The sequence below is a fragment of the Pseudomonas gingeri genome, assembly GCF_013386115.1.
In the GTDB taxonomy this organism is placed as follows: domain Bacteria; phylum Pseudomonadota; class Gammaproteobacteria; order Pseudomonadales; family Pseudomonadaceae; genus Aquipseudomonas; species Aquipseudomonas gingeri.
Genome location: NZ_JACAOR010000014.1, coordinates 541741 through 566638 on the forward strand (window position 1 = coordinate 541741; position 24898 = coordinate 566638).

The 24898-nt window shown below is 65.2% G+C and carries 25 protein-coding genes; 23 read left to right on the top strand and 2 right to left on the bottom strand.

Going from position 1 to position 24898, the window contains the following annotated elements:
* Nucleotides 1–153: 153 nt before the first annotated feature.
* Nucleotides 154–1002: a LysR family transcriptional regulator gene (locus tag HX881_RS29170; protein WP_177088007.1), complete on the bottom strand. Its 849-nt coding sequence runs from the start codon at nt 1000–1002 to the stop codon at nt 154–156.
* Between the two features lie 103 nt (nt 1003–1105).
* Between HX881_RS29170 and HX881_RS29175 the strand changes: the two genes are divergently transcribed.
* The 16 genes from HX881_RS29175 (at nt 1106) to phnP (ending at nt 14535) form a co-directional block, all read left to right on the top strand.
* Nucleotides 1106–1813, top strand: coding sequence for an HAD family hydrolase (locus tag HX881_RS29175; protein WP_177088009.1), 708 nt, complete (start codon nt 1106–1108; stop codon nt 1811–1813).
* Between the two features lie 4 nt (nt 1814–1817).
* Nucleotides 1818–2603, top strand: a complete 786-nt coding sequence (locus HX881_RS29180; protein ID WP_177088011.1) for an aldolase — start codon at nt 1818–1820, stop codon at nt 2601–2603.
* A gap of 79 nt (nt 2604–2682) precedes the next feature.
* The gene (locus HX881_RS29185) at nt 2683–3858 is read left to right on the top strand and encodes an MFS transporter (protein WP_177088013.1); all 1176 of its coding nucleotides are present in this window, start codon (nt 2683–2685) and stop codon (nt 3856–3858) included.
* Nucleotides 3859–4045: 187 nt separating this feature from the next.
* Nucleotides 4046–4873 (top strand): phosphonate ABC transporter ATP-binding protein, encoded by an 828-nt coding sequence (gene phnC, locus HX881_RS29190; protein ID WP_017127175.1) that lies wholly within the window; start codon nt 4046–4048, stop codon nt 4871–4873.
* A gap of 48 nt (nt 4874–4921) precedes the next feature.
* Nucleotides 4922–5926 carry a phosphonate ABC transporter substrate-binding protein gene (phnD, locus tag HX881_RS29195; RefSeq protein ID WP_177063608.1) on the top strand — a complete coding sequence of 335 codons (1005 nt, stop codon included), beginning with the start codon at nt 4922–4924 and terminating at the stop codon, nt 5924–5926.
* 70 nt (nt 5927–5996) lie between these two features.
* Nucleotides 5997–6785, top strand: a complete 789-nt coding sequence (phnE, locus tag HX881_RS29200) for a phosphonate ABC transporter, permease protein PhnE (RefSeq protein WP_017127177.1) — start codon at nt 5997–5999, stop codon at nt 6783–6785.
* 34 nt (nt 6786–6819) lie between these two features.
* On the top strand, nt 6820–7524 hold the full coding sequence (gene phnF, locus HX881_RS29205) for a phosphonate metabolism transcriptional regulator PhnF (RefSeq protein ID WP_017127178.1): 705 nt from the start codon (nt 6820–6822) through the stop codon (nt 7522–7524).
* Between the two features lie 14 nt (nt 7525–7538).
* Nucleotides 7539–7988 (top strand): phosphonate C-P lyase system protein PhnG, encoded by a 450-nt coding sequence (gene phnG, locus HX881_RS29210; protein WP_177088015.1) that lies wholly within the window; start codon nt 7539–7541, stop codon nt 7986–7988.
* Nucleotides 7988–8587: a phosphonate C-P lyase system protein PhnH gene (gene phnH / locus HX881_RS29215; RefSeq protein ID WP_177088017.1), complete on the top strand. Its 600-nt coding sequence runs from the start codon at nt 7988–7990 to the stop codon at nt 8585–8587. Before phnG ends, phnH begins: the two co-directional genes overlap by 1 nt.
* Nucleotides 8587–9654: a carbon-phosphorus lyase complex subunit gene (locus HX881_RS29220; protein WP_103032877.1), complete on the top strand. Its 1068-nt coding sequence runs from the start codon at nt 8587–8589 to the stop codon at nt 9652–9654. The genes phnH and HX881_RS29220 overlap by 1 nt, the downstream gene beginning before the upstream one ends.
* A complete protein-coding gene (locus tag HX881_RS29225) occupies nt 9654–10520 on the top strand; it encodes an alpha-D-ribose 1-methylphosphonate 5-phosphate C-P-lyase PhnJ (protein WP_177088019.1) in 867 nt (288 codons plus the stop codon). The genes HX881_RS29220 and HX881_RS29225 overlap by 1 nt, the downstream gene beginning before the upstream one ends.
* Entirely contained in the window at nt 10517–11338 is an 822-nt protein-coding gene (phnK, locus tag HX881_RS29230) for a phosphonate C-P lyase system protein PhnK (protein WP_017127182.1), read from the top strand. Before HX881_RS29225 ends, phnK begins: the two co-directional genes overlap by 4 nt.
* 26 nt (nt 11339–11364) lie before the next feature.
* A complete protein-coding gene (gene phnL, locus HX881_RS29235) occupies nt 11365–12081 on the top strand; it encodes a phosphonate C-P lyase system protein PhnL (RefSeq protein ID WP_103032876.1) in 717 nt (238 codons plus the stop codon).
* Complete coding sequence (locus tag HX881_RS29240) at nt 12075–13220, top strand: alpha-D-ribose 1-methylphosphonate 5-triphosphate diphosphatase (RefSeq protein ID WP_177088021.1); 1146 nt, start codon at nt 12075–12077, stop codon at nt 13218–13220. The genes phnL and HX881_RS29240 overlap by 7 nt, the downstream gene beginning before the upstream one ends.
* Nucleotides 13220–13783: a phosphonate metabolism protein/1,5-bisphosphokinase (PRPP-forming) PhnN gene (gene phnN / locus HX881_RS29245; protein ID WP_177088023.1), complete on the top strand. Its 564-nt coding sequence runs from the start codon at nt 13220–13222 to the stop codon at nt 13781–13783. The genes HX881_RS29240 and phnN overlap by 1 nt, the downstream gene beginning before the upstream one ends.
* 2 nt (nt 13784–13785) lie before the next feature.
* A complete protein-coding gene (phnP, locus tag HX881_RS29250; protein ID WP_103032875.1) occupies nt 13786–14535 on the top strand; it encodes a phosphonate metabolism protein PhnP in 750 nt (249 codons plus the stop codon).
* Here phnP and HX881_RS29255 read toward each other — a convergent pair.
* Nucleotides 14478–15422, bottom strand: coding sequence for a LysR substrate-binding domain-containing protein (locus tag HX881_RS29255; protein ID WP_177088025.1), 945 nt, complete (start codon nt 15420–15422; stop codon nt 14478–14480). The two genes, phnP and HX881_RS29255, sit on opposite strands and share 58 nt — an antisense overlap.
* 167 nt (nt 15423–15589) lie before the next feature.
* Between HX881_RS29255 and HX881_RS29260 the strand changes: the two genes are divergently transcribed.
* The 7 genes from HX881_RS29260 (at nt 15590) to HX881_RS29290 (ending at nt 24733) form a co-directional block, all read left to right on the top strand.
* On the top strand, nt 15590–16600 hold the full coding sequence (locus tag HX881_RS29260; protein WP_103032874.1) for an aldo/keto reductase: 1011 nt from the start codon (nt 15590–15592) through the stop codon (nt 16598–16600).
* 247 nt (nt 16601–16847) lie between these two features.
* Nucleotides 16848–17645, top strand: coding sequence for an SDR family NAD(P)-dependent oxidoreductase (locus tag HX881_RS29265; RefSeq protein ID WP_017127189.1), 798 nt, complete (start codon nt 16848–16850; stop codon nt 17643–17645).
* A gap of 20 nt (nt 17646–17665) precedes the next feature.
* On the top strand, nt 17666–18082 hold the full coding sequence (locus HX881_RS29270) for an SRPBCC family protein (protein WP_177088027.1): 417 nt from the start codon (nt 17666–17668) through the stop codon (nt 18080–18082).
* Nucleotides 18083–18182: 100 nt separating this feature from the next.
* Nucleotides 18183–18851, top strand: coding sequence for an ABC transporter ATP-binding protein (locus HX881_RS29275; protein WP_177088029.1), 669 nt, complete (start codon nt 18183–18185; stop codon nt 18849–18851).
* Nucleotides 18848–21337 (top strand): FtsX-like permease family protein, encoded by a 2490-nt coding sequence (locus HX881_RS29280; protein ID WP_177088031.1) that lies wholly within the window; start codon nt 18848–18850, stop codon nt 21335–21337. The genes HX881_RS29275 and HX881_RS29280 overlap by 4 nt, the downstream gene beginning before the upstream one ends.
* Complete coding sequence (locus HX881_RS29285) at nt 21327–22406, top strand: lipocalin-like domain-containing protein (RefSeq protein WP_177088032.1); 1080 nt, start codon at nt 21327–21329, stop codon at nt 22404–22406. The genes HX881_RS29280 and HX881_RS29285 overlap by 11 nt, the downstream gene beginning before the upstream one ends.
* A gap of 122 nt (nt 22407–22528) precedes the next feature.
* Nucleotides 22529–24733 (top strand): OsmC domain/YcaO domain-containing protein, encoded by a 2205-nt coding sequence (locus HX881_RS29290; protein ID WP_177088034.1) that lies wholly within the window; start codon nt 22529–22531, stop codon nt 24731–24733.
* Nucleotides 24734–24898 lie beyond the last annotated feature (165 nt).

Here is a 24898-nt window from a genome sequence, read left to right on the forward strand (position 1 = left end):
GCGGCGGTTCGTTGGCAAGCCAACTCCCACAATAATCGAGCGGACTCATCATGTGTGGGTAAGGCTCTGTCCTGTGGGAGCGGGCTTGCCCGCGAAGCTTCTGGCATGCTCGCGGGCCTCGTCGTTGACAAGCGAGGCACGGATTTCTACGCCTTAGGAGTGCAACTGCTCCAGCAGATATTCAATCAGCAGGCGCTGGGGCTGGGACTGTGCTCTGTCGGCGCTCACCAGCGCCAGCTCCGAGGCCGGCGGCAGACCGAAACCTTCGGTGCTGGACAGCTCGCGATGGCCGGCCAGTACCGCCGTGCGCGGCAACAGGCTGATCCCCAGATTGGCCGATACCGCTGCCTGGATACCCGCCAGGCTCTGACTGGAGAATGCGATCCGCCACGCTCGCCCCTGGCTTTCCAGGGTGTGGATCAGCCGGTTGCGGTAGATGCAGCCCTGGGCGTAAACCACCAGGGGCAGCGGTGTCTGGTACACATCGACCTGCGCGCCACTGACCCACACCAGTTCCTCCGGCCAACTGGCGAGCGCCGTGCCTTCGCCGGCATTGCGCTTGATCAGCGCCAGGTCGAGGTCGTCGTTGGCCAGGCGGCTTTTCAGGTCCAGGCTCAGGCCATTGACGGTATCGAGACGAATCCGTGGATGGCGGCCGGCAAAGCCCGAGAGCAACTGCATCATACGCTGCACATCGAAATCCTCCGGCACACCCAGGCGCACCAGGCCGGCACCATCCCCCGACTGCATCACTGCCTGGGCCTCGCTCGCCAGCAGCACCAGGCGCCGGGCATAGCTCATCAGGCGTTCGCCATCCTCGGTCAGTTGCACTTCCTTGCACGCCCGATGGCGGACCAGCAGGGCGCGCCCGACCTGGTCTTCCAGCTTGCGAATCTGCTGGCTGACCGTGGACTGGGTGCGATTGACCCGCTCGCCGCCCTTGGTGAAGCCGCCGGCATCGATCACGCAAACGAAGGTCTTGAGCAGGTCGAGGTCGTACATGGCTATACATTCGTAAATGGAATTAAGATTGGATAATAATTTAATTTTCCAATTCATGGCAGGGGTTATAGGCTCAAAGCGTCAATTCGATGGAATCACCGCTATGTCCCTGACCCACACGCCACGCCCGCTCTGGTTGACCTTCGACTGCTACGGCACCCTGATCCGGTGGGACGAGGGCTTGCTGGCCCATGTCCACGCATTGCTTGAAGCCAAGGGCCAGTCGGGTATCGACCCGGACGAGTTCATCCGTATCTACGATCACCACGAACACCGCCTGGAACAGGAACCGCCCCATCGCTCGTTCAAGGAGGTTTCCCGTCAGTCCCTGCGCCTGGCGCTGGAAGACCTGGACCTGGGCTACCAGGATAGCGATTCGGAGCAGCTCAACGCGCGGATCTCCGCCATGCCGCCGTTTCCCGAAGTGGTGCCGACCCTGGGCTGGCTGAAGGCCCAGGGGTTTCGCATCGCCATCGTCTCCAATACCGATGACGACATCATCGCCGGCAATGTGGCGCAACTGAACGGGCATATCGACCGGGTGATCACCGCCCAGCAGGCCGGGGCCTACAAGCCCGACCTGCAACTGTTCCGTCATGCCCACCAGCAACTCGGGGTGAGCAAGGAAGAGGTGCTGCATATCTGCGCCAGTCCGCACCTGGATCATGCCGCGGCCCGGGACATGGGCTTTCGCTGCGTATGGATCGACCGTGGCACCCGGCGCCGACTGCTGGCCGATTACACCCCCGACGCGATCCTGCCGGACCTGGCGGGGCTGAAAGAGCTGTTCACTTCCCTGGATTGGGTCTGACGCCATGGCTCATCAACTGCACGACATCGTTAACAACGCCGCCGAGCATGGCGATCTCGACAGCCCGGCGATCCGTCAGGCCCGTATCGACCTGGCTGCCTGCCTGCGCATGGCGGCTCGGCTCGGGCTGGCCGAGGGCATCTGCAATCACTTTTCGGCGCTGGTGCCGGGAGAGCCGGGACTGTTCCTGGTCAATCCCTATGGCCTGGCCTTTGCCGAGGTCACGGCGTCGAGCCTGCTGATCTGTGATTTTCAGGGCAATGTCCTGGCCGGTGACGGTCAGCCGGAAGCCACGGCGTTCTATATCCATGCCCGTTTGCACCGGGCCAACCCGAAGGCCGTCGCGGCCTTTCACACCCACATGCCCAATGCCACGGCCCTGGCCATGTGCGAGGGCGAGCCGTTGTTGTATGCCGGACAGACGGCCCTGAAGTTCTATGGTCGAGTGGCGGTGGACGAACACTTCAACGGCCTGGCCCTGGACAGCCGCGAAGGCGATCGTATCGCCGCGGCCATGGGCGAGACGGCGGTGCTGTTCATGAAAAACCATGGGGTGATGGTGATCGGGGCCAGCATCGCCGAAGCCTGGGACGATCTCTATTACCTGGAGCGCGCCGCCGAAGTGCAGATCCGGGCGCTGAGCACGGGGCGCAAGTTGCAGGCCATTGCCCCCGGGATCATCGCGGCGACGGCACGACAGATGCGGGTCGGCGAGGCGGACAGCGCCCGCAGCCATCTGGAGAGTGTGAAACGCCGCCTGATCACTGGGGAAGCGGATTTCCTCGACTGAAAGACAGCGCTGTCCGAAAGCGTGACGAATGGTCTATCCTCGCGCTTTCGGCCTCGTGCCGTTGGACAAAGAGGAAACGATGGGCAGGGACTACCTGGCGTTTTTCGCTTCGCTGTTTCTTTCACGACTGGCTGACCAGATCCTGTTGTTCATCGTCCCGCTGCTGGTGTTCCAGACCACCAACAGTGCCTCCTGGGCCGGCCTGGCATTTTTCGTCGAGGCGTTGCCGCGCTTCCTGGCGTTCCCGATCTGCGGGGCCCTCTGCGACCGTTTTTCGCCCGTGCGCATCCTGCATATCAGCCAGGTCTACCGGGCACTGGCCTGTGTGGTCGCCGTCGCCTGTCATGGGCTGTTCGACGGTATCTACTGGCTGGTGGCGCTCTCGGCCCTGTGCGGGGTGCTGACCACCCAGGGCATCATGGCCCGCGAAGTGCTGCTGCCGCATATCTTCGCCCGCTACAGCTATACCAGGACCTTGTCCTATTCGCAGATCGCCGACCAGAGCGGCCTGGTGCTCGGGCCCTTGCTGGCGGCGCTGCTGCTGGAGGCCATGGCCTGGCCCTGGGTGGTGCTCGGCGTGGCGGGATTGTTCGTGCTGGCCGACCTGGCGATGCTGGCCTGGCAGCGCAGCAGCGTGATCAGCCTGGAAACCTTCGAGCAGCATCCGGGGCTCTGGCTGCAACCGCTGCGCATCGCCTTCGGCCATATCCGCGCATTGGCGCCGTTGCGCAAGATCATCTGCCTGGCGGTCGGGGTCAACCTGATCATCGGCGTGACCCTGGCCACCTCGGCGGCGCTGGTGATTGGCGTCCACGAACAGGGCAAGGACTATTACGCCGGGCTGCAGGCGGTCGGGGCCGGGGTGACCATCGCGATCCTGTTCCTGCTGGCACGGCTCAGCCTGCCGTTGCGGCTGCTCGGTGGACTGTCCTATGGGCTGATCCTGCTCGGTGCCTTTGTCACTGCGTGCAGTCCTTCGACGGCGGGCTATGTCGTCGGCTTCCTGCTGATCGTCGGCTTCGACAAGATGTTCAATGTCTATATGCGCAGTGTCCGCCAGCAGGTGATTCCGGTGCAGGACTTCGGCAAGACGGTGGGGGTGATCACCTTGCTCAACAACCTGTCGCAACCTTTGGCCGGTTTGCTGGTGGGGGTATTGGCCGGCTCCCTGGGTACCCAAGGGGTGATCCTGGTGCTGGCCGTCGCCAGTGCGCTGATCGGGGCCGGGGTAGTTTTGCGCAGACCAGCCGTCTGACGGCGATCACCCGGTGCCGGAGGGCGATCCTTCTATTGCGCGGCCTGTGGGAAAACATCAACACAAACGTCATCAAACCGTGACTTCACGGTCATGTTCTGTTCGCAGGACCGCAACACGCGCGCTCTAACGTCTGGTCATCCCAATGCGGCCATGGACGGCCTCTATAACCAGACAGAGAGCTCCCATGACCGTAGCCATCCATGTCGATCGTTTGAACAAGACCTTTTCGCGCAAGACCGCCCTGGTCGATCTCGAATTGTCCATCCAGACCGGCGAGATGGTCGCGCTGATCGGCGCTTCCGGGTCCGGCAAGTCGACCCTGTTGCGCCACCTCGCCGGCCTTGCCGTGTGCGACCGCGACAACGGCGGTCGGGTCCGGGTGCTGGGGCGCGACGTGCAGTCCAGCGGCCGGCTCAACGGCAACGTGCGCCGTCTGCGGGCCGACATCGGTTATATCTTCCAGCAGTTCAACCTTGTCAACCGGCTAAGTGTTCTAGACAACGTACTTCTCGGTTGTCTAGGTCGCATGCCGCGTTTTCGCGGCAATTTCGGCCTGTTCAACGCCGAGGAGCGACATCGGGCCCATGAGTCCCTGGAGCGCGTCGGCCTGCTCGACCTGGCCGGCCAGCGTGCCTCGACCCTGTCCGGCGGCCAGCAGCAACGGGTCGCCATTGCCCGCACCCTGACCCAGCGCGCCGACGTGATCCTGGCCGACGAGCCGATCGCCTCCCTCGATCCGGAATCGGCGCGCAAGGTCATGGAAATCCTCGCCGACATCAACCGCCGCGACGGCAAGACCGTCGTGGTGACCCTGCATCAAGTGGATTACGCCGTTCGCTATTGCCCCCGCGCTGTGGCGCTCAAGGGCGGCCGGATCCACTACGACGGCGCCGCTTCGGAACTGACCGGGCCGCTGCTCAACGGCCTGTACGGCGCCGACCTGGACACCAGCCTGATGTTTTCCGATCAGGCCCGGCGCATGGACAACGCGCCCCGGCTGGTCCTGGCCTGAACCCAGACAACCTCTCGAACCCTTAACGCACCTGCAGGAATCCATTCCATGTTGAACCGTATCGGTCGCGTCTTCGCGTCTGCCGCTCTGCTGGCAAGCTGCGTCCTGGGCACCGCCCAGGCACAGGAACAAGTCATCAACTTCGGTCTCATGTCCACCGAGTCGTCGCAGAACCTCAAGAGTGTCTGGCAGCCGTTCCTCGACGACATGTCGAAGAAAACCGGCCTCACCGTCAAAGCCACCTTTGCTTCCGACTACGCGGGCCTGATCCAGGGGATGCGCTTCAACAAGGTGGACGTGGCGTGGCTCGGCAACAAGGGCGCGATGGAAGCCGTGGACCGCTCCAACGGTGAGATCTTCGCCCAGACCGCTGCCGCCAATGGCAATCCGGGTTACTGGAGCGTGCTGATCGTGCGCAAGGACAGCCCGATCAACTCCGTTGCCGACATGCTCAAGAACGCCAAGAGCCTGACCTTCGGCAATGGCGATCCGAACTCCACCTCCGGCTATCTGGTACCCGGCTATTACGTGTTCGCCAAGAACCATGTCGATGCCGCCACCGCGTTCAAGCGCACCCTCAACTCCAGCCATGAAGTGAACGCCTTGAGCGTTGCCAAGGGCCAGATCGACGTCGCCACCTTCAACACCGAAAGCTGGGACCGCCTGCAAGTGACCCAGCCGGAAAACGCCGCGCTGCTCAAGGAAATCTGGCGCTCGCCGCTGATCCCGGCCGACCCGATGGTCTGGAACAAGAACCTGTCGGACGCCAACAAGGCCAAGATCCGCGAGTTCTTCGCCACCTATGGCGATACGCCGGAAGAGAAGGCGGTGCTGACCAACATGCAGTTGGGCAAGTTTCTCAAGTCCAGCGACGACCAGCTGCTGACCATCCGCCAGCTCGAACTGTTCAAGCAGCGCACCGAAGTGAGCGCCAGCACCACCCTGAGCGCCGAGGAAAAAACCACTCGCCTGAAAGACATCGATGCCGGCCTTGCGAAGTTGCAGGACCGCATCAGCGAACTGGACAAGCAGACCGCCGCCAAGGCGGGTTGAGGCACCGGGCCGCGCTGCCCGGGTCGTACCCGCCAGGCAGCGCGTCATCCTCCGTCGACGAGAGCCGCTCATGAATACTCACGCTGCACACGCCGATATTGTCGGCAAACGTTCCTGGAGCCGTTACATCGGCTGGGCCCTGGTACTGGCGATGTTTGCCTGGGCCTGGCACGGCGCGGAAATGAACCCGCTGCAGCTGTACCGCGATTCGGGAAACATGGCGACCTTCGCCGCCGACTTCTTCCCGCCGGACTTCCACGAATGGCGCTCGTACCTCAAGGAAATGATCGTCACCGTGCATATCGCCCTCTGGGGCACGCTGCTGGCGATTGTCTGCTCGGTGCCGCTGGGCATTCTCTGTGCTGACAACATCACCCCCTGGTGGATTCACCAGCCGCTGCGCCGGGTCATGGACTCGTTCCGCTCGATCAACGAAATGGTGTTCGCCATGTTGTTCGTGGTGGCGGTCGGCCTGGGGCCGTTCGCCGGTGTCCTGGCGCTGTGGATCAGCACCACCGGGGTCCTCGCCAAGCTGTTCGCCGAAGCGGTCGAGGCGATTGATCCGGGTCCCGTGGAAGGTGTGCGTGCCACCGGTGCCAGTGCCTTGCAGGAAGTGATCTACGGGGTGATCCCGCAGGTCATGCCGCTGTGGATCTCCTACGCGCTGTACCGCTTCGAGTCCAACGTGCGTTCCGCCACGGTGGTGGGGATGGTCGGTGCCGGCGGTATCGGCGTGATCCTCTGGGAAAACATCCGCGCCTTCCAGTTCGTCCAGACCTGCGCGGTGCTGCTGGTGATCATCTTCGTGGTGAGCGTGATCGACATCCTGTCGCAACGCCTGCGCAAACAATTCATCTGATCGGAGAGGGTGCCTGAGGGCGCTTTTTTTAGCCATGACATTGTCTAGACAAGTAGAGCCGATATACCGCGAGCTGGCCGATACCCTGCGCCGCGAGCTGTCCGGTTACCGCGCGGGGGACTACCTGCCGCCGGAAGTCCAGCTGGCCTCGCGCTTCTCGGTGAACCGCCACACCATCCGCCGCGCCATCGACGAACTGGTGGCCGAGGGCTGCCTGCTGCGCCTGCAGGGCAAGGGCACCCAGGTGCTGGAGCGTCCGCTGATCTACCCGATGGCGGCGGACAGTGCCTACAGCCAGTCGCTGTCGGCCCAGGGCGTCGGTGTCCAGGCGCTGCTGCTGCGTCGCCGGCACTGCCCGGCGAGCCGCGAGGACGCCCGCCACCTGGAGTTGCAGGAGCAGGCACCGCTGATCGAGCTGCAGACCCTGCGCCTGCTCGACGAACAACCGGTGAGCCTGATCCGTCACCGCTACTGCGCCAGCCGCGCGCGCTGGCTGGACCCTTACAACGGCGGTTCGCTGCGGCAGTTCTTCGCCGACCGCAAGCTGCCCCTGACCCGCACCTTCAGCCTGATCGGCGCGCGCCTGCCCAGCCGCGACGAGGCCGGCCTGTTGCTGATGCCCCGGCATATGCCGGTGCTGACGGTGCTGACCGTTTCCCGTGACCCCGCCGGACGGCCGGTGGAGCTGGCGCTGTCCACCAGCCGCTCGGACCGCTTTCAGTACCAGGTCGTGACCTGATGGAGAACCTCAAGATGACTGCTCCCGAAACACACGCTGCACGGCAACGCTGGATCGGCGTCCTGGCCCGCGCCCAGGGCGTCGAGCTGCACGCCCATGAAGAGGCCCTGCGCGACACTGACTACCAGCTGATCCGCGCCCCGGAAGTCGGCATGACCCTGGTGCGTGGCCGCATGGGCGGCACCGGTGCGCCCTTCAACGTCGGCGAAATGACCGTCACCCGCTGCGTGGTGCGCCTGGCCGATGGTCGGGTCGGCTACAGCTACCTGGCCGGACGCGACAAGCGGCATGCCGAGCTGGCCGCATTGGCCGACGCCCATCTGCAAGGCAGCCAGCAGGCGCGCTGGCTCAGTGAACTGATCGAACCCCTGGCCCATGCCGAGGCCCTGCGTCGGGCCGCGAAAGCCGCCGATACCGCCGCGACCAAGGTCGAGTTCTTCACCCTGGTGCGAGGAGAAAACTGATGAGTGCAAGTCTTCTGCAAGGCGCTTTCGCCGACCCGGTGCTGGATGCCCAGCGCAGTTTCCGCGCGGCCCTCGACGCCTTGGCCAATCCCGGCGTGGTCCAGGCCATGCCCACGCTGCCGAGCCTCGACGGCCTGGCGCCGGCGACCTACGCGCTATGCCTGGCGCTGCTCGACGGCGATACCCCGCTGTGGCTGGCGCCGTCCTTCGATACCCCGCTGATCCGCGCCAACCTGGCGTTCCATTGTGGCTGCCCGCTGACCCATCAACGCGAGGAAGCGCGCTTTGCCCTGCTCGCGGCCGAGGATCTGCATGACCTAGCCGGCTTCGACCTGGGCAACGAACGTTACCCGGACCAGTCCTGCACCTTGCTGGTCCAGTTGCCGCAACTGGAGAGCGGGCGCTCCCTGGCCTGGCGCGGTCCGGGTATCCGCGACGAACAGCGGGTCGGCCTGCCGCTGGCCGCGACGTTCTGGCACCAGCGCGATCGCCACAGTGCGTTTCCCCGTGGGCTGGATGTGTTTTTCCTGGCCGCCGGCGACGTGCTCGGCCTGCCGCGCAGTACCCGTGTCAGCCACCTGTCCGAGGAGCTTGCCTGATGTATGTAGCCGTCAAGGGTGGCGAGAGAGCCATCGATAATGCCCACCGCCTGCTGGCGAAAAAACGCCGTGGCGACACCGCCATCGCCGAACTCGACGTCGAGCAGGTCCGCCAGCAACTGCCGCTGGCGGTGGCCCGGGTGATGACCGAGGGCTCGCTGTACGACGAACAACTGGCCGCGCTGGCGATCAAGCAGGCGGCGGGGGACCTGGTGGAAGCGATCTTCCTGCTGCGGGCCTACCGCACGACGCTGCCGCGCTTCAATGACAGCCTGCCCATCGATACCTCGGACATGCAACTTGACCGGCGCCTGTCGGCGACCTTCAAGGACGTACCGGGTGGTCAGCTGCTCGGCCCGACCTTCGACTACACCCACCGCCTGCTGGATTTCGCGCTGCTGGCCGAGGGCGAGCATCCGGGGCCGCAGGTGGCAGAGGGCGCCGGCCTGGCGCCGTGTCCGCGAGTCCTGGAACTGCTGGCCAGGGAAGGGCTGATCAAGTCCGAAAGCGACCAGGGTGCCGCGGTCGACGATATCACCCGCAAACCCCTGGAGTACCCGGCCACGCGTGCCGAGCGACTGCAGGCACTGGCCCGTGGCGATGAAGGTTTCCTGCTGGCCCTGGGGTATTCGACCCAGCGCGGCTACGGACGCAATCACCCCTTTGCCGGGGAGATCCGTATCGGCGCGGTGGAAGTCTGGATCGAACCGGCGGAACTGGGTTTCCCGATCGCCATCGGCTCGATCGAAGTGACCGAGTGCGAGATGGTCAACCAGTTCGTCGGCTCGAAAACCGAGCCGGCGCAGTTTACCCGTGGCTATGGCCTGGCCTTCGGTCATGCCGAGCGCAAGGCCATGGGCATGGCCCTGATCGACCGCTCGCTGCGGGCCGAGGAATTCAATGAAGAGGTGGTGTCACCGGCCCAGCAGGAAGAATTCGTGCTGGCCCACTGTGACAACGTCGAGGCCGCCGGCTTCGTCTCGCACCTCAAGCTGCCGCACTACGTCGACTTCCAGTCCGAACTGGAACTGATCCGCAAACTGCGCAACCCCGAGGAGAACCGTTGATGAACGGCCAGACCCCGATTCGCGACGAGGCCTACAACTTCGCCTACCTCGACGAACAGACCAAACGCATGATCCGTCGCGGCCTGCTCAAGGCCGTGGCGATTCCCGGCTACCAGGTGCCGTTCGGTGGCCGCGAGATGCCGCTGCCCTACGGCTGGGGCACCGGCGGCATGCAACTGACCGCGGCGATCCTCGGTGCCGACGATGTGCTCAAGGTCATCGACCAGGGCGCCGACGACACCACCAACGCGGTGTCGATCCGCCGTTTCTTCGCCCGTACCGCCGGTGTCGTCACCACCGAACGCACGCCCGAGGCGACGTTGATCCAGACCCGTCACCGGATTCCGGAAATCGCCCTGCGCGAAGGCCAGATCATGGTCTACCAGGTGCCCAATCCCGAGCCGCTGCGGTTTATCGAACCGTCGGAAACCGAGACCCGGACCATGCATGCCCTCAACGACTACGGGGTCATGCACGTCAAGCTGTACGAGGACATCGCCACCTACGGGCATATCGAGACCAGCTACGCCTACCCGGTGACGGTCGACGACCGCTACGTGATGGACCCGTCGCCGATTCCCAAGTTCGACAACCCGAAACTCGACATGAGTCCGGCGCTGATGCTGTTCGGCGCCGGGCGCGAGAAGCGCCTGTACGCAGTGCCGCCGTACACCCGTGTGACCAGCCTCGACTTCGAGGATCACCCCTTCGAGGTCCAGCGTTGGGAGCAGAGCTGCGCGATCTGCGGCAGCCACGATTCGTTCCTCGACGAGTTGATCGTCGACGACGCCGGCACCCAGCAGTTTGTCTGCTCGGACACCGATTACTGCGCCCAGCGCGTCAGCGAACAGGAGCAAGGCCAATGAACGCCGCCTTACTGAACCCGGCCGTGCAGGCACGCCGCAACGAACGCGCCAAGCCCTTGCTGCAAGTGCGTGGCCTGGGCAAGTTGTATGGCCCGGAGAAGGGCTGCCAGGACGTCAGCTTCGACCTCTATCCCGGCGAAGTGCTGGGTATCGTCGGCGAGTCCGGCTCGGGCAAGTCGACCCTGCTGTCGCTGCTCAGCGGCCGCTGCCCGCCGGACAGCGGGGCGATCGCCTACCGCGACAAGCAGGACCGCTGGCTGGACCTCTACAGCGCCAGCGAGGCCGAGCGCCGCACGCTGTTGCGCACCGAATGGGGCTTCGTCGAGCAGAACCCCCGCGATGGCCTGCGCATGGGGGTTTCCGCCGGGGCCAATATCGGCGAGCGGCTGATGGCCCAGGGCATCCGCAACTATGCGCAACTGCGCGCCGCCGGGCTGGACTGGCTGAGCCAGGTGGAGATCGATCCGCTGCGTATCGACGACCTGCCACGGACCTTTTCCGGCGGCATGCAGCAGCGCCTGCAGATCGCCCGCAACCTGGTCTCGGGGCCGCGCCTAGTGTTCATGGACGAGCCTACCGGCGGCCTCGACGTGTCGGTGCAGGCACGCCTGCTCGACTTGCTGCGCGGCCTGGTGCGCGAGCTGGACCTGGCGGTGGTGATCGTCACCCATGACCTGGCCGTGGCCCGCCTGCTGGCGGACCGGCTGATGGTCATGCGCCGCTCGCGAGTGGTCGAGTCGGGGCTCACCGACCAGATCCTCGACGATCCCCAGGATGCCTACTCGCAACTGCTGGTGTCTTCCGTCCTGCAACCCTGATTCGCGTTCCGCCTGAGGTGTCTCCGATGACAACGCTGCTCGAGGTCCGCGACCTCTCGAAAACCTTCACCCTGCACCAGCAACACGGTGTGGTGCTCAATGTGCTGGACGGCCTGGCCTTCAGCGTCGATGCCGGCGAGTGCCTGGTACTCCACGGCCAGTCCGGCGCCGGCAAAAGTACCTTGCTGCGCACCCTGTATGGCAACTACCTGCCGGCCGGCGGCAGCATCCGCGTGCGCCATGCCGGCGACTGGCTGGAACTGGTCGGCGCCGAACCGCGGGAACTGCTGGACGTGCGCCAGCGCACCCTGGGTTATGTCAGCCAGTTCCTGCGGGTGATCCCACGGGTCGCCTGCCTGGACGTGGTCATGGAGCCGGCCCTGGCCCGTGGCTGGGAGCGCGGCGTCGCCCAGGCCCGCGCCGAGGCGTTGCTGAGCCGCCTGAATATCCCGCGGCGGCTCTGGCAACTGGCGCCGGGGACCTTCTCCGGCGGCGAGCAGCAGCGGGTCAACATCGCCCGTGGCTTCATGGTGGATTGGCCGCTGATGCTGCTCGACGAACCGACGGCGTCCCTCGACGACGCCAATCGCCAGGTGGTGCTGGAACTGATCGGCGAGGCGAAAGCCGCCGGTACCGCTCTGATCGGTATTTTCCACGACCGCGCCGCCCGCGAGGCGGTTGCCGATCGCCATCTCGACATGACCCCGACTGCCTCGATGCCCAAGGAAGCCACGCCATGCTGAACGAACAGATTCTCAGCAACGCCCGACTGGTCCTCGCCGACCAGGAAATCACCGGCACCCTGGTCCTGCGCGACGGCCTGATCGCCGAGATCGGCGAGGGCCGCAGCCAGTTGCCCCAGGCCCAGGACCTGCAGGGCGACTACCTGCTGCCGGGGTTGATCGAGCTGCACACCGACAACCTGGAAAAGCACATGACCCCGCGTCCCGGCGTGGATTGGCCGTCGGTATCGGCGGTACTCAGCCATGACGCGCAGATCATCGCGGCGGGGATCACCACGGTGTTCGACGCCTTGTCCATCGGTGACGTCAACCCCAAGGGCAAGCGCATGCAGCAACTGCCGGGCATGCTCGATGCCATCGCCACCGCCAGCGCCGCCGGCCTGACCCGCGCCGAGCACCGCCTGCACCTGCGCTGCGAGGTCTGCCACCCCGAGACCCTGGCGGTGTTCCGCGACCTGGTGGAAAACCCGCTGGTGCAACTGGTCTCGGTCATGGACCATTCGCCGGGCCAGCGCCAGTTCGCCCTGGAGTCCAAGTACCGCGAGTACTATATGGGCAAGTACCACCTGAGCGACCAGCAGATGGACGAGTTCATCGTCCTGCAGATCGCCAACTCGGCGCAGTACAGCAACCGTTATCGTGGGGCGATTGTCGAGGATTGCCTGGCCCGCGGCCTGTCGGTGGCCAGCCATGACGACGCGACCCTGGCCCATGTCGAGGAGTCGGCGGCGTTCGGCATGAGCATCGCCGAGTTTCCCACCACGATGGAGGCGGCCAATGCCTGCAACCGCTTGGGCATGGCCGTGCTGATGGGCGCGCCGAACGTGGTGCGCGGCGGCTCGCATTCGGGCAACGTGGCGGCGGCGGCACTGGCAAAAGACGGGTTATTGGATATCCTGTCCAGCGATTACTATCCGGCCAGCCTGTTGCAGGCGGCCTTTCTGCTGGCCGCCCAGGACAACGACTGCGACCTGCCACGGACCGTGGCCATGGTCAGCCGGGCCCCGGCCCGCGCGGCGGGACTCGACGACCGCGGGGAAATCCGCGTCGGCCTGCGTGCCGACCTGATCCATGCCCGTAACCAGGGCGGCCTGCCGGTGATCCAGCAAGTGTGGCGACAAGCGAAGAGGGTGTTCTGATGGCGGGCAGGTTGATCTATCTCATCGGGCCTTCGGGCTCCGGCAAGGACAGCCTGCTCGATGCCGCCCGTGAACCTCTGGCGCAACGGGGCTGCCGCATCGTGCGGCGGGTCATCACCCGTTCCGCCGAGGCGGTCGGCGAGGCTGCCCATGGCGTCAGCGCCGAGCAGTTCGCGGCGATGCAGGTGCAGGGGGCCTTTGCCTTGAGCTGGAAGGCCAACGGGCTGTTCTACGGGATTCCCCGGGAGATCGACCAGTGGCTGGGGGAAGGCCAGGATGTGCTGGTCAACGGCTCGCGCGGCTACCTGCCCCAGGCCCGAGAGCGTTATCCCGACCTGCTGGTGGTGCTGCTGACGGTGGAGCAGTCGGTATTGCGCGAACGGCTGCTGGCCCGGGGCCGCGAGTCGTTGCCGGAGATCGAGGCGCGGCTGGCGCGCAACGCCGACTTCACCCTCGGGGCCGGCGTGCTGGCGGCGGATGATCCGTCGCTGGTGCTGCTCGACAACTCCGGGCCGATCCGCCAGACCGTGACCCGGTTGTTTGCCCTGATCGGCAAGGAGTGATCATGCGCCTGACCTTGCTCGGCACCGGCGATGCACGCCAGGTGCCGGTGTATGGCTGCGACTGCCGGGCCTGCGTCGCGGCCCGCCAACAGCCGGCGCTGCGGCGCCTGCCCTGCAGCGCCCTGGTGGAATGCGGCGACCAGCGCTGGCTGATCGACAGCGGCCTGCCGGACCTCACCGAGCGTTTTGCGCCACGCAGTTTCAGCGGCATCCTGCAGACCCATTACCACGCCGATCACGCCCAGGGCCTGCTGCATCTGCGCTGGGGCCAGGGCCTGGTGATCCCGGTGCACGGCCCGGCCGATCCGGAAGGGCTGTCGGACCTCTACAAGCATCCGGGGATTCTCGATTTCAGCCAGCCGTTCGCCGCCTTCGAAACCCGCCAACTGGGGGCGCTGGGCGTCACGGCGCTACCGTTGGTGCATTCCAGGCCGACCCTGGGTTATCTGCTGGAAGGCGAGGGCCGCCGCATTGCCTATCTCACCGACACCGTTGGCCTGCCCGCCGAAACCGAGGTCTTCCTGCAGGCGCGACCGCTGGATCTGCTGGTGCTGGACTGCTCGATGCCGCCGCAACCCCAGGCCCCGCGCAATCACAACGACCTGAACCTGGCGCTGGCGACGATTGCGACGTTGAACCCGGCGCAGGCGGTGCTGACCCATGTCGGCCACACGCTGGATGCCTGGCTGCTGGATCACGCCGGGACGTTGCCTGCCTCGGTGCTGGTCGCCAGGGATGGCATGACGCTGTAGGCGTCGTTGACCAGGACTTCGCGGAAGGTCGCCACCAGTGGTCGCAGGTTGATCCGATGCCAGGCGGCCCACAGCGGGGTGGTATAGAACAGCCACGGCAGTTCCCGCAGCACCACGCCTTGCGGGGCGTTGTGGCGCAGGCTCCGCTGGATCATCGTCAGGCCCAGGCCCGCCGCCACCAGGCCGAGGGCGGTCAGCGGCTCGCTGGCTTCCAGGCGGATATCCGGGTTGAAACCGGCCTTGATGCAGGCCGAGACGAAGTCATCCTGCTTACCCGCATTTTGCCGATGTTGCACGGCAATCCATTCCTGGCCGGGGAAATCCTCCGGACGCAGTTCGTCGAGCAGGGCCAGCGGGTGCTGTTCAGGCAGGGCCAGCAGCATCGGGTCGTCCAGCACCCGGGCGCTGTTCAGGTCGGGGTCGTCCGCCACCGGCGGTTCGCTGACCAGGGCAATATCCAGGCTGCGCTGGCGCAGGCCCTCCAATTGTTCCGCCGAATTCAGGCTGTACAGCGCGATATGCACCCCGGGCCGGGCCGTGCGCAGGGTCCGCAAGGCATCTGGCAGCACCCCCGAATGCATGGCGTTCTCGATATAGCCGATGCACAGGCCGCCTTCTTCCCCCCGACCCAGGCGCCGCCCCAGGGACTCCAGGCGGTTGGCGTGGGTCAGGAAGGCGCGGGTCTCGGCGAGGAAGGTCTGGCCGTCGACGGTCAGGCGAATGCGCTGCTGGCTGCGCTCGAACAGCGTCAGCCCGAGGCGTTCCTCCAACTGGGCGATCTGCCGGCTGAGGGGCGATTGCGAGATGTGCAGACGTTCTGCGGCGCGGCCGACGTGCTCTTCTTCGGCGACCACGACGAAGTAGCGGAGTTGGCGTAGATCGATCATGTCAGACCTCGAAGGACTCAAGTGGCGCAAATTATGTCTTGGACGGTCAAAAGTTCGCAACCTAGTATTTGTCCCGACACCGCGATCGATGCCGCCCCTCGCGAACAATCTGGCACCTGCTGAGGGCAAGGCGTGATCCCTTTTATCGAGCTTGAAGGAGTCCATTCATGAGTATCAGAGACAAACTGCAAGGTCCCCTGGGTTTTGGCACCGCCCCGCTGGGCAACATGTTCCGTGCCATTCCCGAGGACGAAGCGCTCGCCACCGTCGAGGCCGCCTGGGAGCAGGGTGTGCGTTACTTCGACACCGCGCCGTTCTACGGTTCCGGGTTGTCGGAGATCCGCCTCGGCGAGGCCCTGGCCAGGCATCCGCGGGACCAATATGTGCTGAGCAGCAAGGTAGGCCGGGTGATCCTCGACGAAGTCGAAGACGTCGCTGCCCGTGATCTGGGCGAGAAGGCCGGGGTGTTCGCCCATGGCCGGCCGAACAAGATCGTCAACGACTACTCCGCCGATGCCACGCTGCGTTCCATCGAGGACAGCCTCAAGCGCCTGCGCACCGATCGCCTGGATATCGTCTGGGTTCACGATATCGCCCAGGACTTCTATGGCGACGAATGGCTGGAATACTTCAACGTGGCCCGCAAGGGCGCATTCCGGGTGCTGAGCCGGCTGCGCGAAGAAGGCGTGATCAAGGCTTGGGGCCTGGGGGTGAACAAGGTCGAGCCGTGCGAGCTGACCCTGCAACTGGCCGAGGCGCAGCCGGACGGTTTCCTGCTCGCCGGCCGCTACACCCTGCTGGACCATGAGCGTGCCTTGCAGCGGCTGATGCCGGAAGCGGCGGCGCAGAACGTCGATATCGTCGTCGGCGGTCCCTACAGCTCCGGTGTGCTGGCCGGAGGCACGAATTTCGAATACCAGCCGGCATCGCCGCAGATTCTGGCTAAAGTTGAACGGATCAAGGCGATTGCCCGGGACTTCGGCGTGGACATCAAGGCCGCGGCGTTGCAGTTCTCCCTGGCCAACCCGGCAGTGGCGGCGGTGATTCCCGGGTCGAGCCGGCCAGGGCGGATTGTCGAGGATGTGGCGGCGTTGCAGGTGAAGATCCCGGCCGAATTCTGGCAGGCCCTGCGCAGCGCCGGACTGGTGGCGGGTAACGCGCCATTGCCGCTGAGCTGACAGAACGGGAAAGCCCTGATGATCGTGAGGATCGTTCCCACGCTCCGCGTGGGAATGCCTCTAGGGACGCTCCGCGTCCGCTCTTGTGACGCAGAGCGTCACGGGCTGCATGCCCACGCGGAGCGTGGGAACGATCGGTAACCTGTGAAGCTTCCGGCGGCTTCACGGGCCTCTTCGCCGGCAAGCCGGGCTCCTACAGGGGCCGTGTCCGGCTTGATATCGCTTTATTCATTCAATCGAGGTTCTCATGCAGATCAATCTTTCCAACAAGGTCGCCATTGTCAGCGGTTCCACCGCCGGTATCGGCCTGGGCATCGGCAAGGGCCTGGCGGGCGCCGGCGCGACAGTGGTGATCGTCGGCCGTCAGCAGGCCAAGGTCGACGAGGCCATCGCGGTCATTCTCGCCGCGCATCCCGAGGCCAAGGTCCGCGGCCTGGCCGCCGACCTCGGCACGGCCGCCGGCGCCGAGGCGCTGTTCCGGGCCGAGCCGGACGCCGACATCCTGGTCAACAACCTGGGGATCTTCAACGATGTCGATTTCTTCGACACCCCGGATGAAGAATGGACGCGTTTCTACGAGGTCAATGTGATCTCCGGCGTACGCCTGTCGCGGCACTACACGCCGGCGATGGTCAAGCGCGGCTGGGGACGGGTGCTGTTCGTCTCCTCCGAATCGGGTATCGCCACTCCCGCCGATATGATCAACTACGGTGTCACCAAAAGCGCCAACCTGGCCGTCTCCCATGGCCTGGCCAAGCGCCTGGCGGGCAGTGGCGTGACGGTCAACGCGATCCTCCCCGGGCCGACCTTTACCGACGGCCTGGAAGAGATGCTCAAGGACGCCACCGCCGCGTCGGGGCGCAGTGCCCGGGAAGAGGCTGACGTTTTCGTCAAGGCCGCCCGGCCGACTTCTATCATCCAGCGGGCAGCGGATGTCGAGGAAGTGGCCAACCTGGCCGTGTACCTCGCGTCACCGCTGTCTTCCGCCACCACCGGCGCCGCGCTGCGGGTCGACGGTGGTGTTGTCGATAGCCTGGCTATCTGAGGTTTTTCCGGAGAATTTTCATGGCTGCAACATCCGTTACGATTGAAATCCCCGCGACACCCGAGCAGGTCTGGCAATTGATGGGCGGCTTCGATTCGCTGCCCGACTGGCTGCCGTTCATTCCCCGCAGCAGCCTGAGCGAAGGCGGGCGGGTGCGGACCCTGCAGACCGCCGATGGCGGCACTGTGGTCGAGCGCCTGGAAGCCTTCGACAACCGGGCCCGGCGCTACAGCTATTCCATCGAGCAGGCGCCGTTCCCCGCCACCGACTACCTGGCGACCCTGCAGGTCCGCGAGGGCAGTACCCCACAGACGGCCATTGTCGAATGGGCCGGTATCTTCACCCCGGTCGGGGTCAGCGAAGAGGAAGTGGTGGCGCTGTTCCACGGCATCTACAGCGGTGGCCTGGCGGCACTGAAAGCCAACTTCCCCGATTGATCGACGGTGCAAAAACGTCCGCACTGGCCTATAACGGCAGTCATCGTGAAGCCCGATCCGGCGATTCGCCGGTCGGGCTTTGTCTTGAGTGAGGTTATCGATGTTGCGTATTCGCGGGCTGAGTAAAGCCTACGCCACCGCCCAGGGGCCGTTGGCCGTGCTGCAGGGCGTCGACCTGGAGCTGGAGCAGGGGGCGAGCCTGGCCCTGATGGGCGAGTCCGGCAGTGGCAAGAGCACCTTGCTGCACCTGGTGGCCGGGCTGGATCGGGCCGATGCCGGTGCGATCGAGATCGCCGGGCGCGATCTGTGCCAGTTGAACGAAGTCCAGCTGGCGAGCTGGCGGCGCCACGACATCGGCCTGATCTTCCAGCAGTTCAACCTGATTCCCAGCCTGACCGTGGCCGACAACCTGGCCTTCCAGGCGCGTCTGGCCGGACGGCACGATCCGCGCTGGCAGGACGAACTGGTGGAACGTCTCGGCCTGGCGCAGACCCTGTCCCGTTACCCCGAGCAACTGTCCGGCGGCCAGCAACAGCGGGTGGCCCTGGGACGGGCGTTGGCGGCGAAGCCACCGCTGATACTCGCCGACGAACCCACCGGCAGCCTCGACGAGAGCACCAGCGACGAAGTGCTGGGGCTGTTGCTGGATCTGTTGGCCGACAACGGCACCAGCCTGCTGATGGTCACCCACAGCGAGCGCATGGCCAGCCGGCTGCAACGCCGGGTGCGCCTGCACAACGGCCGCCTGAGCGAGCTGTCGGGGGCATGAGGAGCTTCTATTGGGCCTTGCGCGCGTTGCTCAGCCACTGGTGGCGCCATCGGGTGCAGTTGTGCAGCGTGCTGGCCGGACTGTGGCTGGCGACGGCGTTACTGACCGGCGTGCAGGCCCTCAACAGCCAGGCCCGGGAGAGTTATGCGCGGGCCAGCCAGTTGATCGGCGGGGCGGCGCCTTATCGTCTGGTCAGCCGTGATGGCGGGCGCTTCGAGCAGCAGTTGTTTGTCCGGTTGCGTTTGGCGGGCTGGCCGGTTTCGCCGCTGTTGCAAGGCCGGCTGGAGCTGGACGATCCCCGCCATCCCGGGCATGTCCAGCGCCTGCAGGTGCTGGGCATCGATCCGGTCAGCCTGCCCCAGGGCAGCACCCTGGCCGGTCAGGCGGTGGACAGCGGGCAGCTGCTGGCGTTTATCGGCGTGCCCGGACAAACCTGGGTCGCGCCCGATACCTTGCAGCGCCTGGGCTTGAAGGTCGGCGAGCGTCCCCGTGATCCCGAGGGGCAGCTACTGCCGCCGCTGGCCTTGCGGCCGCAACTGCCGCCGGGCCTGCTGCTGATGGATATCGGTGCCGCGCAACGGGTACTGAAGGCGCCGGAGCAACTCTCGCAGTTGTTGCTGGCGACGGATTTCGCTCGCAGTGAACCGGCCTTGCCGGCGGATCTGGCGAGCCGCCTGCGGTTGCAGGCGCCGGGTGATGAAAGTGACCTGGCGCGCCTGACCGAGAGCTTTCATCTCAATCTCAGCGCACTGGGATTCCTGGCGTTTATCGTCGGGCTGTTTATCGTCCACGGCGCTATCGGCCTGGCCCTGGAGCAGCGTCGCGGCCTGATGCGCACCCTGCGTTCGTGTGGCGTCAGCGCCCGCTGCCTGCTCAGTGCCTTGACCGTGGAACTGCTGGGATTCGCCCTGGTCGGCGGTGTGCTTGGCGTGGTCAGTGGCTATGGCCTGGCGAGCCTGCTGTTGCCGGATGTGGCGGCCAGTCTGCGCGGCCTTTATGGCGCCGAAGTGGCGGGCAGCCTGAACCTGCCGCCGAGCGACTGGTTGGCGGGCCTGGGCCTGTCCCTGGGCGGTGCCTTGCTCGCGGGGGCCGGCAGTGTCTGGCGCGCCGCGCGCCTGCCGTTGCTGGCGCTGGCCCAGGCCGAAGCCTGGCGGTCGGCACAGGCCCGGCGCCTGCGCCAGCAGGCCTGGCTGGCCGGGTTGCTGGCAATGGTGGTGCTGGCCTGTATTGCCTGGGGTGACAGCCTGGCCAGCGGCTTTGTCCTGATGGCCGCGTTGTTGATGGCGGCGGCCTTGCTGCTGCCGGTGTGCCTGAATGCCATTCTCGGCAGCGTGCTGCCGGCCTGTCGCCGGCCCTTGAGCCAGTGGTTTGTCGCCGACAGCCGCCAGCAATTGCCGGCCCTGAGCCTGGCGCTGATGGCGTTGCTGCTGGCCTTGGCCGCGAACATCGGCGTGGGCAGCATGACCTCGGGGTTTCGCCAGACCTTCACCAGCTGGCTCGACCAGCGTTTGGCCGCGCAGTTGTATATCACCCCGCAAGGACCCGAGCAGGACGCGCAACTGGAGCGCTGGCTGGCCGAGCGTCGCGACGTTCAGGCGCTGCTGCCCGGCTGGGACGTCGAGATCAGCCTGCAGGGCTGGCCGATCCAGGTGCGCGGGATACCCGATGTGCCCATCTATCGCCAGCACTGGCCTTTGCTGGAGGCGCGTGACGATGCCTGGCAGCGTTGGGCGGCGGGCGAGGGTGTGATGATCAGCGAGCAACTGGCGCGGCACCTCAAGCTGGCGCTCGGCCAGCCCCTGGTGCTGCCGACCCCGAGGGGCGACTGGTCGCTGCCGGTGCTGGCCGTGTATGCCGATTATGGCAACCCCAAGGGCCATCTGCTGCTCGAAGGCAGGGCGTTGCAGGCCCATTGGCCGGGGCTGCGACCGAGTCGCTACAGCTTGCTGGCAGAGCCCGAGGCCGTGGCGCCGCTCAAGCGCGAATTGCAGCAGGCCTTCCACTTCGACGAGGCCCATCTGATCGACCAGAGCGAACTCAAGGACGCCGCCGGCAAGGTCTTCGAACGCACCTTCGCGGCGACCGCAGCCCTCAATAGCCTGACCCTGGGCGTGGCCGGCGTGGCGTTGTTCATCAGCCTGCTGAGCCTGAGCGAAAGTCGCCTGGGGCAACTGGCGCCGCTGTGGGCGTTGGGTGTCGCCCGCCGGCAACTGTTATTGCTGAGCCTGGGGCAGACCCTGCTGCTGGCCTCGATCACCTTGCTGCTGGCGATTCCCCTGGGACTGGCGCTGGCCTGGTGCCTGGTGGCGGTAGTGAATGTCCAGGCGTTCGGTTGGCGCCTGCCGATGCAGGTCTTTCCCTGGCAGTTGCTGCAACTGTCGGTGCTGGCGCTGCTGGTGACCCTGGTCGCTGCCGCCTGGCCCCTGTGGAAACTGCTGCGGGTGCGACCGGTGGAATTGTTGAGGACCTTTGCCAATGAACGCTAGGGGCCTGTTGCCGCTGTTGTTCGGCCTGTTGCTGGGGGCCTGCGATCAGGCACCGCCGGCCGGATCCGAAGGCTTTGCCGGGCTCGGCGCGACCGCCGCCGGGTATGCCCAGGTGGTGCCCGGTCAACCGCTGGTGTTTCCCCGTGATCACGGTGCGCACGGCGATTACCGCATCGAGTGGTGGTATGTCACCGCCAATCTCGAGGATGCCGAGGGCCATTCCTACGGCGTGCAATGGACCCTGTTCCGCAATGCCTTGCAGGTGCCCGGCAAGCTGACCGGCTGGAGCGAACCGACCTTGTGGATGGGCCATGCGGCCCTGACCAGCGAGCACGGCCATCACTACGCCCAGGCTCTGGCACGGGGCGGGGTAGGTACCGCCGGGGTGGAGGCCGAGCCCTTGAAAGCCTGGATCGACGACTGGCAGTTTCACGCTCTGTCCCCGGCCAACCAGGGCCTGGGCGATATGCAGATGACGGCCCGTGGCAGTGACTTCGCCTACCGGCTGAACCTGCGCAGCGAGCGTCCATTGGTCTTGCAGGGCGATCACGGCTACAGCCTCAAGTCCGGCAAGGGACAGGCGTCGTGGTACTACAGCCAGCCCTATTTCCAGGTGAGCGGCAGCCTGCAGGTCGACGGCCGTGAAGTCCGAGTGAAGGGGCAGGCCTGGCTCGACCGCGAGTGGAGCAGCCAGCCGCTGGCCGCCGACCAGTCGGGCTGGGACTGGTTCTCCCTGCACCTGGCCGATGGTGCCAAAGTCATGCTGTTCCAGGTCCGGCAGACGGACGGCCAGCGCTACCGCGCCGGCACCTGGATCAGTGCCGATGGCCAGGCCCAGGCATTGCGGGGCGACGAGATCATCCTGACGCCGGGACGGATCGCCGAGGTAGCCGGACGCCGTTTACCGGTGGAGTGGCGACTGGAGATCCCGGGCAAACAGTTGCGCATCGACACCCGTCCACTGCGGGACGATGCCTGGATGGGCACCGCGTTTCCCTACTGGGAAGGTCCGATCAGTTTCACCGGCAGCCAGACGGGCGTGGGGTATCTGGAAATGACCGGGTATTGAGGGGCCAAACAGCCGGAAAGGCCGGCAAACGAGCGAGAGATGCCGTGACAGCGTGCTCTTCTGGTGGAAAAACCGGATAATGCCGGCCAAATTATTTAGCTCGTTATAGTGGTAATTCCCGCATGGAAATCAAGGTTAATTTTCTCGACAACCTTCGACTTGAAGCCAAGTTCGATGACTTCACGGTGGTGGCCGATCAACCTATCCGCTATAAGGGCGACGGCTCGGCCCCGGGTCCGTTCGATTATTTCCTGGCTTCTTCGGCGTTGTGCGCCGCCTATTTCGTCAAGCTGTACTGCCAGACGCGCAATATTCCCACCGAGAACATCCGCCTCTCGCAGAACAACATCGTCGATCCGGAAAACCGCTACAACCAGATCTTCAAGATCCAGGTCGAGTTGCCGGCGGATATCTCGGCCAAGGACCGCCAGGGCATCCTGCGTTCCATCGACCGCTGCACGGTGAAAAAGGTGGTGCAGACCGGCCCCGAGTTCGTGATCGAGGAAGTGGACAACCTCGACGCCGATGCCCAGGCGTTGCTGATGCTCAACTCCGATTCCGAAGCGCTGACCTACATCGCTGGCAAGGACCTGCCGCTGGAACAGACCATCGCCAACATGTCCGGCCTCCTGGCGGACCTGGGCATGAAGATCGAGATCGCTTCGTGGCGCAATATCGTGCCCAACGTCTGGTCGCTGCATATTCGCGATGCGCACTCGCCGATGTGCTTCACCAATGGCAAGGGCTCGACCAAGGAAGGCGCGCTGGCGTCGGCGCTGGGCGAGTTTATCGAGCGGCTCAACTGCAACTTCTTCTACAACGATCAGTTCTGGGGCGAAGACATCGCCAACGCGGCGTTTGTGCACTACCCGAACGAGCGCTGGTTCAAGCCCGGTCGTAAAGACGCGCTGCCGACCGAGATCCTCGACGAGTACTGCCTGAAGATCTACAACCCCGATGGCGAACTGCGCGGCTCGCACCTGTACGACACCAACTCCGGCAATACCGAGCGCGGCATCTGCTCGCTGCCCTATGTGCGCCAGTCGGACGGTGAAGTGGTGTACTTCCCGTCCAACCTGATCGAGAACCTGTTCCTCAGCAATGGCATGAGTGCTGGCAATACCCTGGCCGAAGCGCAGGTGCAGTGCCTGTCGGAAATCTTCGAGCGTGCGGTGAAACGCGAAATCCTCGAAGGTGAAATGGCCCTGCCGGATGTGCCGCAGGAGGTGCTGGCGAAGTACCCCGGCATCCTGGCCGGCATCCAGGGCCTGGAAGAGCAGGGCTTCCCGGTGCTGGTCAAGGATGCGTCGCTGGGCGGTGAGTTCCCGGTGATGTGCGTGACCTTGATGAACCCGCGGACCGGCGGCGTATTTGCCTCGTTCGGTGCGCATCCGAGCTTCGAGGTGGCGCTGGAACGCAGTCTGACCGAGTTGCTCCAGGGCCGCAGTTTCGAAGGCCTGAACGATCTGCCGCAGCCGACCTTCGAAGGCCACGCGGTGACCGAGCCGAACAACTTCGTCGAGCACTTTATCGACTCCAGCGGCGTGGTGTCGTGGCGCTTCTTCAGCGCCAGGTCCGATTACGAGTTTGTCGAATGGGACTTCTCCGGCCAGGGTGAAGACTCCAATGCCGAGGAGGCCGCAACGCTGTTCGGCATCCTCGAAGCAATGGGCAAGGAAGTGTACATGGCGGTGTACGACGACCTCGGGGCCACTGCCTGCCGCATCCTGGTACCGGACTATTCGGAGATCTATCCGGTCGACGACCTGATCTGGGACAACACCAACAAGGCCCTGTTCTTCCGCGAGGATATCCTCAACCTGCACAGCCTGGACGATGACGGCCTGCAAGCGCTGGTCGGGCTGCTGGAAGAGAGCGAACTGGACGACTACACCGACATCACCACCCTGATCGGCATCGAGTTCGACGACAACACCGCCTGGGGCCAGTTGACCATCCTGGAGTTGAAGCTGCTGATCCATCTCGCCTTGCAGCATTACGACGAGGCGAAGGAGTTGGTGGAAACCTTCCTGCAGTACAACGACAACACCGTCGAGCGCGGGCTGTTTTACCAGGCCGTGAACGCGGTGCTGGAGATGCACCTGGATGAGGATCTGCAGCTGGAAGACTACGAAGCCAACTTCCGTCGCATGTTCGGCAACGAGCGTATGGACGCGGTGATCGGCTCGGTGAACGGCAGTGTGCGCTTCCATGGCCTGACGCCGACCAGTATGAAACTGGAAGGGCTCGACCGGCATCAGCGGCTGATCGACAGCTACAAGAAACTGCACACGGCGCGGGCCCGGGCGGCGGGTCTGGCGAGCTGACAGCGCTGACAAGAAAAGCACCTGCGGGTGCTTTTTTTGTGTCTGGTGACGAGCCAGGGGCAGCGGATGAGAAACGTTGTGAATTGTTGTGAAGGCGCCGAGGAGTGGCCATTGGCCCATGCTACCGTCTGTGACTCGTGATCGTCATTGCGGCGATATCAGTCA

Coding starts and splice junctions, on each gene's coding strand:
- phnL (WP_103032876.1), top strand. CDS start 11,365: ATGACAACGCTGCTCGAGGTCCGCGACCTCTCGAAAACCTTCACCCTG.
- HX881_RS29180 (WP_177088011.1), top strand. CDS start 1,818: ATGGCTCATCAACTGCACGACATCGTTAACAACGCCGCCGAGCATGGC.
- HX881_RS29185 (WP_177088013.1), top strand. CDS start 2,683: ATGGGCAGGGACTACCTGGCGTTTTTCGCTTCGCTGTTTCTTTCACGA.
- HX881_RS29265 (WP_017127189.1), top strand. CDS start 16,848: ATGCAGATCAATCTTTCCAACAAGGTCGCCATTGTCAGCGGTTCCACC.
- HX881_RS29225 (WP_177088019.1), top strand. CDS start 9,654: ATGAACGGCCAGACCCCGATTCGCGACGAGGCCTACAACTTCGCCTAC.
- HX881_RS29175 (WP_177088009.1), top strand. CDS start 1,106: ATGTCCCTGACCCACACGCCACGCCCGCTCTGGTTGACCTTCGACTGC.
- HX881_RS29280 (WP_177088031.1), top strand. CDS start 18,848: ATGAGGAGCTTCTATTGGGCCTTGCGCGCGTTGCTCAGCCACTGGTGG.
- phnC (WP_017127175.1), top strand. CDS start 4,046: ATGACCGTAGCCATCCATGTCGATCGTTTGAACAAGACCTTTTCGCGC.
- phnE (WP_017127177.1), top strand. CDS start 5,997: ATGAATACTCACGCTGCACACGCCGATATTGTCGGCAAACGTTCCTGG.
- phnD (WP_177063608.1), top strand. CDS start 4,922: ATGTTGAACCGTATCGGTCGCGTCTTCGCGTCTGCCGCTCTGCTGGCA.
- phnG (WP_177088015.1), top strand. CDS start 7,539: ATGACTGCTCCCGAAACACACGCTGCACGGCAACGCTGGATCGGCGTC.
- HX881_RS29275 (WP_177088029.1), top strand. CDS start 18,183: ATGTTGCGTATTCGCGGGCTGAGTAAAGCCTACGCCACCGCCCAGGGG.
- HX881_RS29270 (WP_177088027.1), top strand. CDS start 17,666: ATGGCTGCAACATCCGTTACGATTGAAATCCCCGCGACACCCGAGCAG.
- phnP (WP_103032875.1), top strand. CDS start 13,786: ATGCGCCTGACCTTGCTCGGCACCGGCGATGCACGCCAGGTGCCGGTG.
- phnN (WP_177088023.1), top strand. CDS start 13,220: ATGGCGGGCAGGTTGATCTATCTCATCGGGCCTTCGGGCTCCGGCAAG.
- phnH (WP_177088017.1), top strand. CDS start 7,988: ATGAGTGCAAGTCTTCTGCAAGGCGCTTTCGCCGACCCGGTGCTGGAT.
- HX881_RS29240 (WP_177088021.1), top strand. CDS start 12,075: ATGCTGAACGAACAGATTCTCAGCAACGCCCGACTGGTCCTCGCCGAC.
- phnK (WP_017127182.1), top strand. CDS start 10,517: ATGAACGCCGCCTTACTGAACCCGGCCGTGCAGGCACGCCGCAACGAA.
- phnF (WP_017127178.1), top strand. CDS start 6,820: ATGACATTGTCTAGACAAGTAGAGCCGATATACCGCGAGCTGGCCGAT.
- HX881_RS29260 (WP_103032874.1), top strand. CDS start 15,590: ATGAGTATCAGAGACAAACTGCAAGGTCCCCTGGGTTTTGGCACCGCC.
- HX881_RS29220 (WP_103032877.1), top strand. CDS start 8,587: ATGTATGTAGCCGTCAAGGGTGGCGAGAGAGCCATCGATAATGCCCAC.
- HX881_RS29255 (WP_177088025.1), bottom strand. CDS start 15,422: ATGATCGATCTACGCCAACTCCGCTACTTCGTCGTGGTCGCCGAAGAA.
- HX881_RS29285 (WP_177088032.1), top strand. CDS start 21,327: ATGAACGCTAGGGGCCTGTTGCCGCTGTTGTTCGGCCTGTTGCTGGGG.
- HX881_RS29170 (WP_177088007.1), bottom strand. CDS start 1,002: ATGTACGACCTCGACCTGCTCAAGACCTTCGTTTGCGTGATCGATGCC.
- HX881_RS29290 (WP_177088034.1), top strand. CDS start 22,529: ATGGAAATCAAGGTTAATTTTCTCGACAACCTTCGACTTGAAGCCAAG.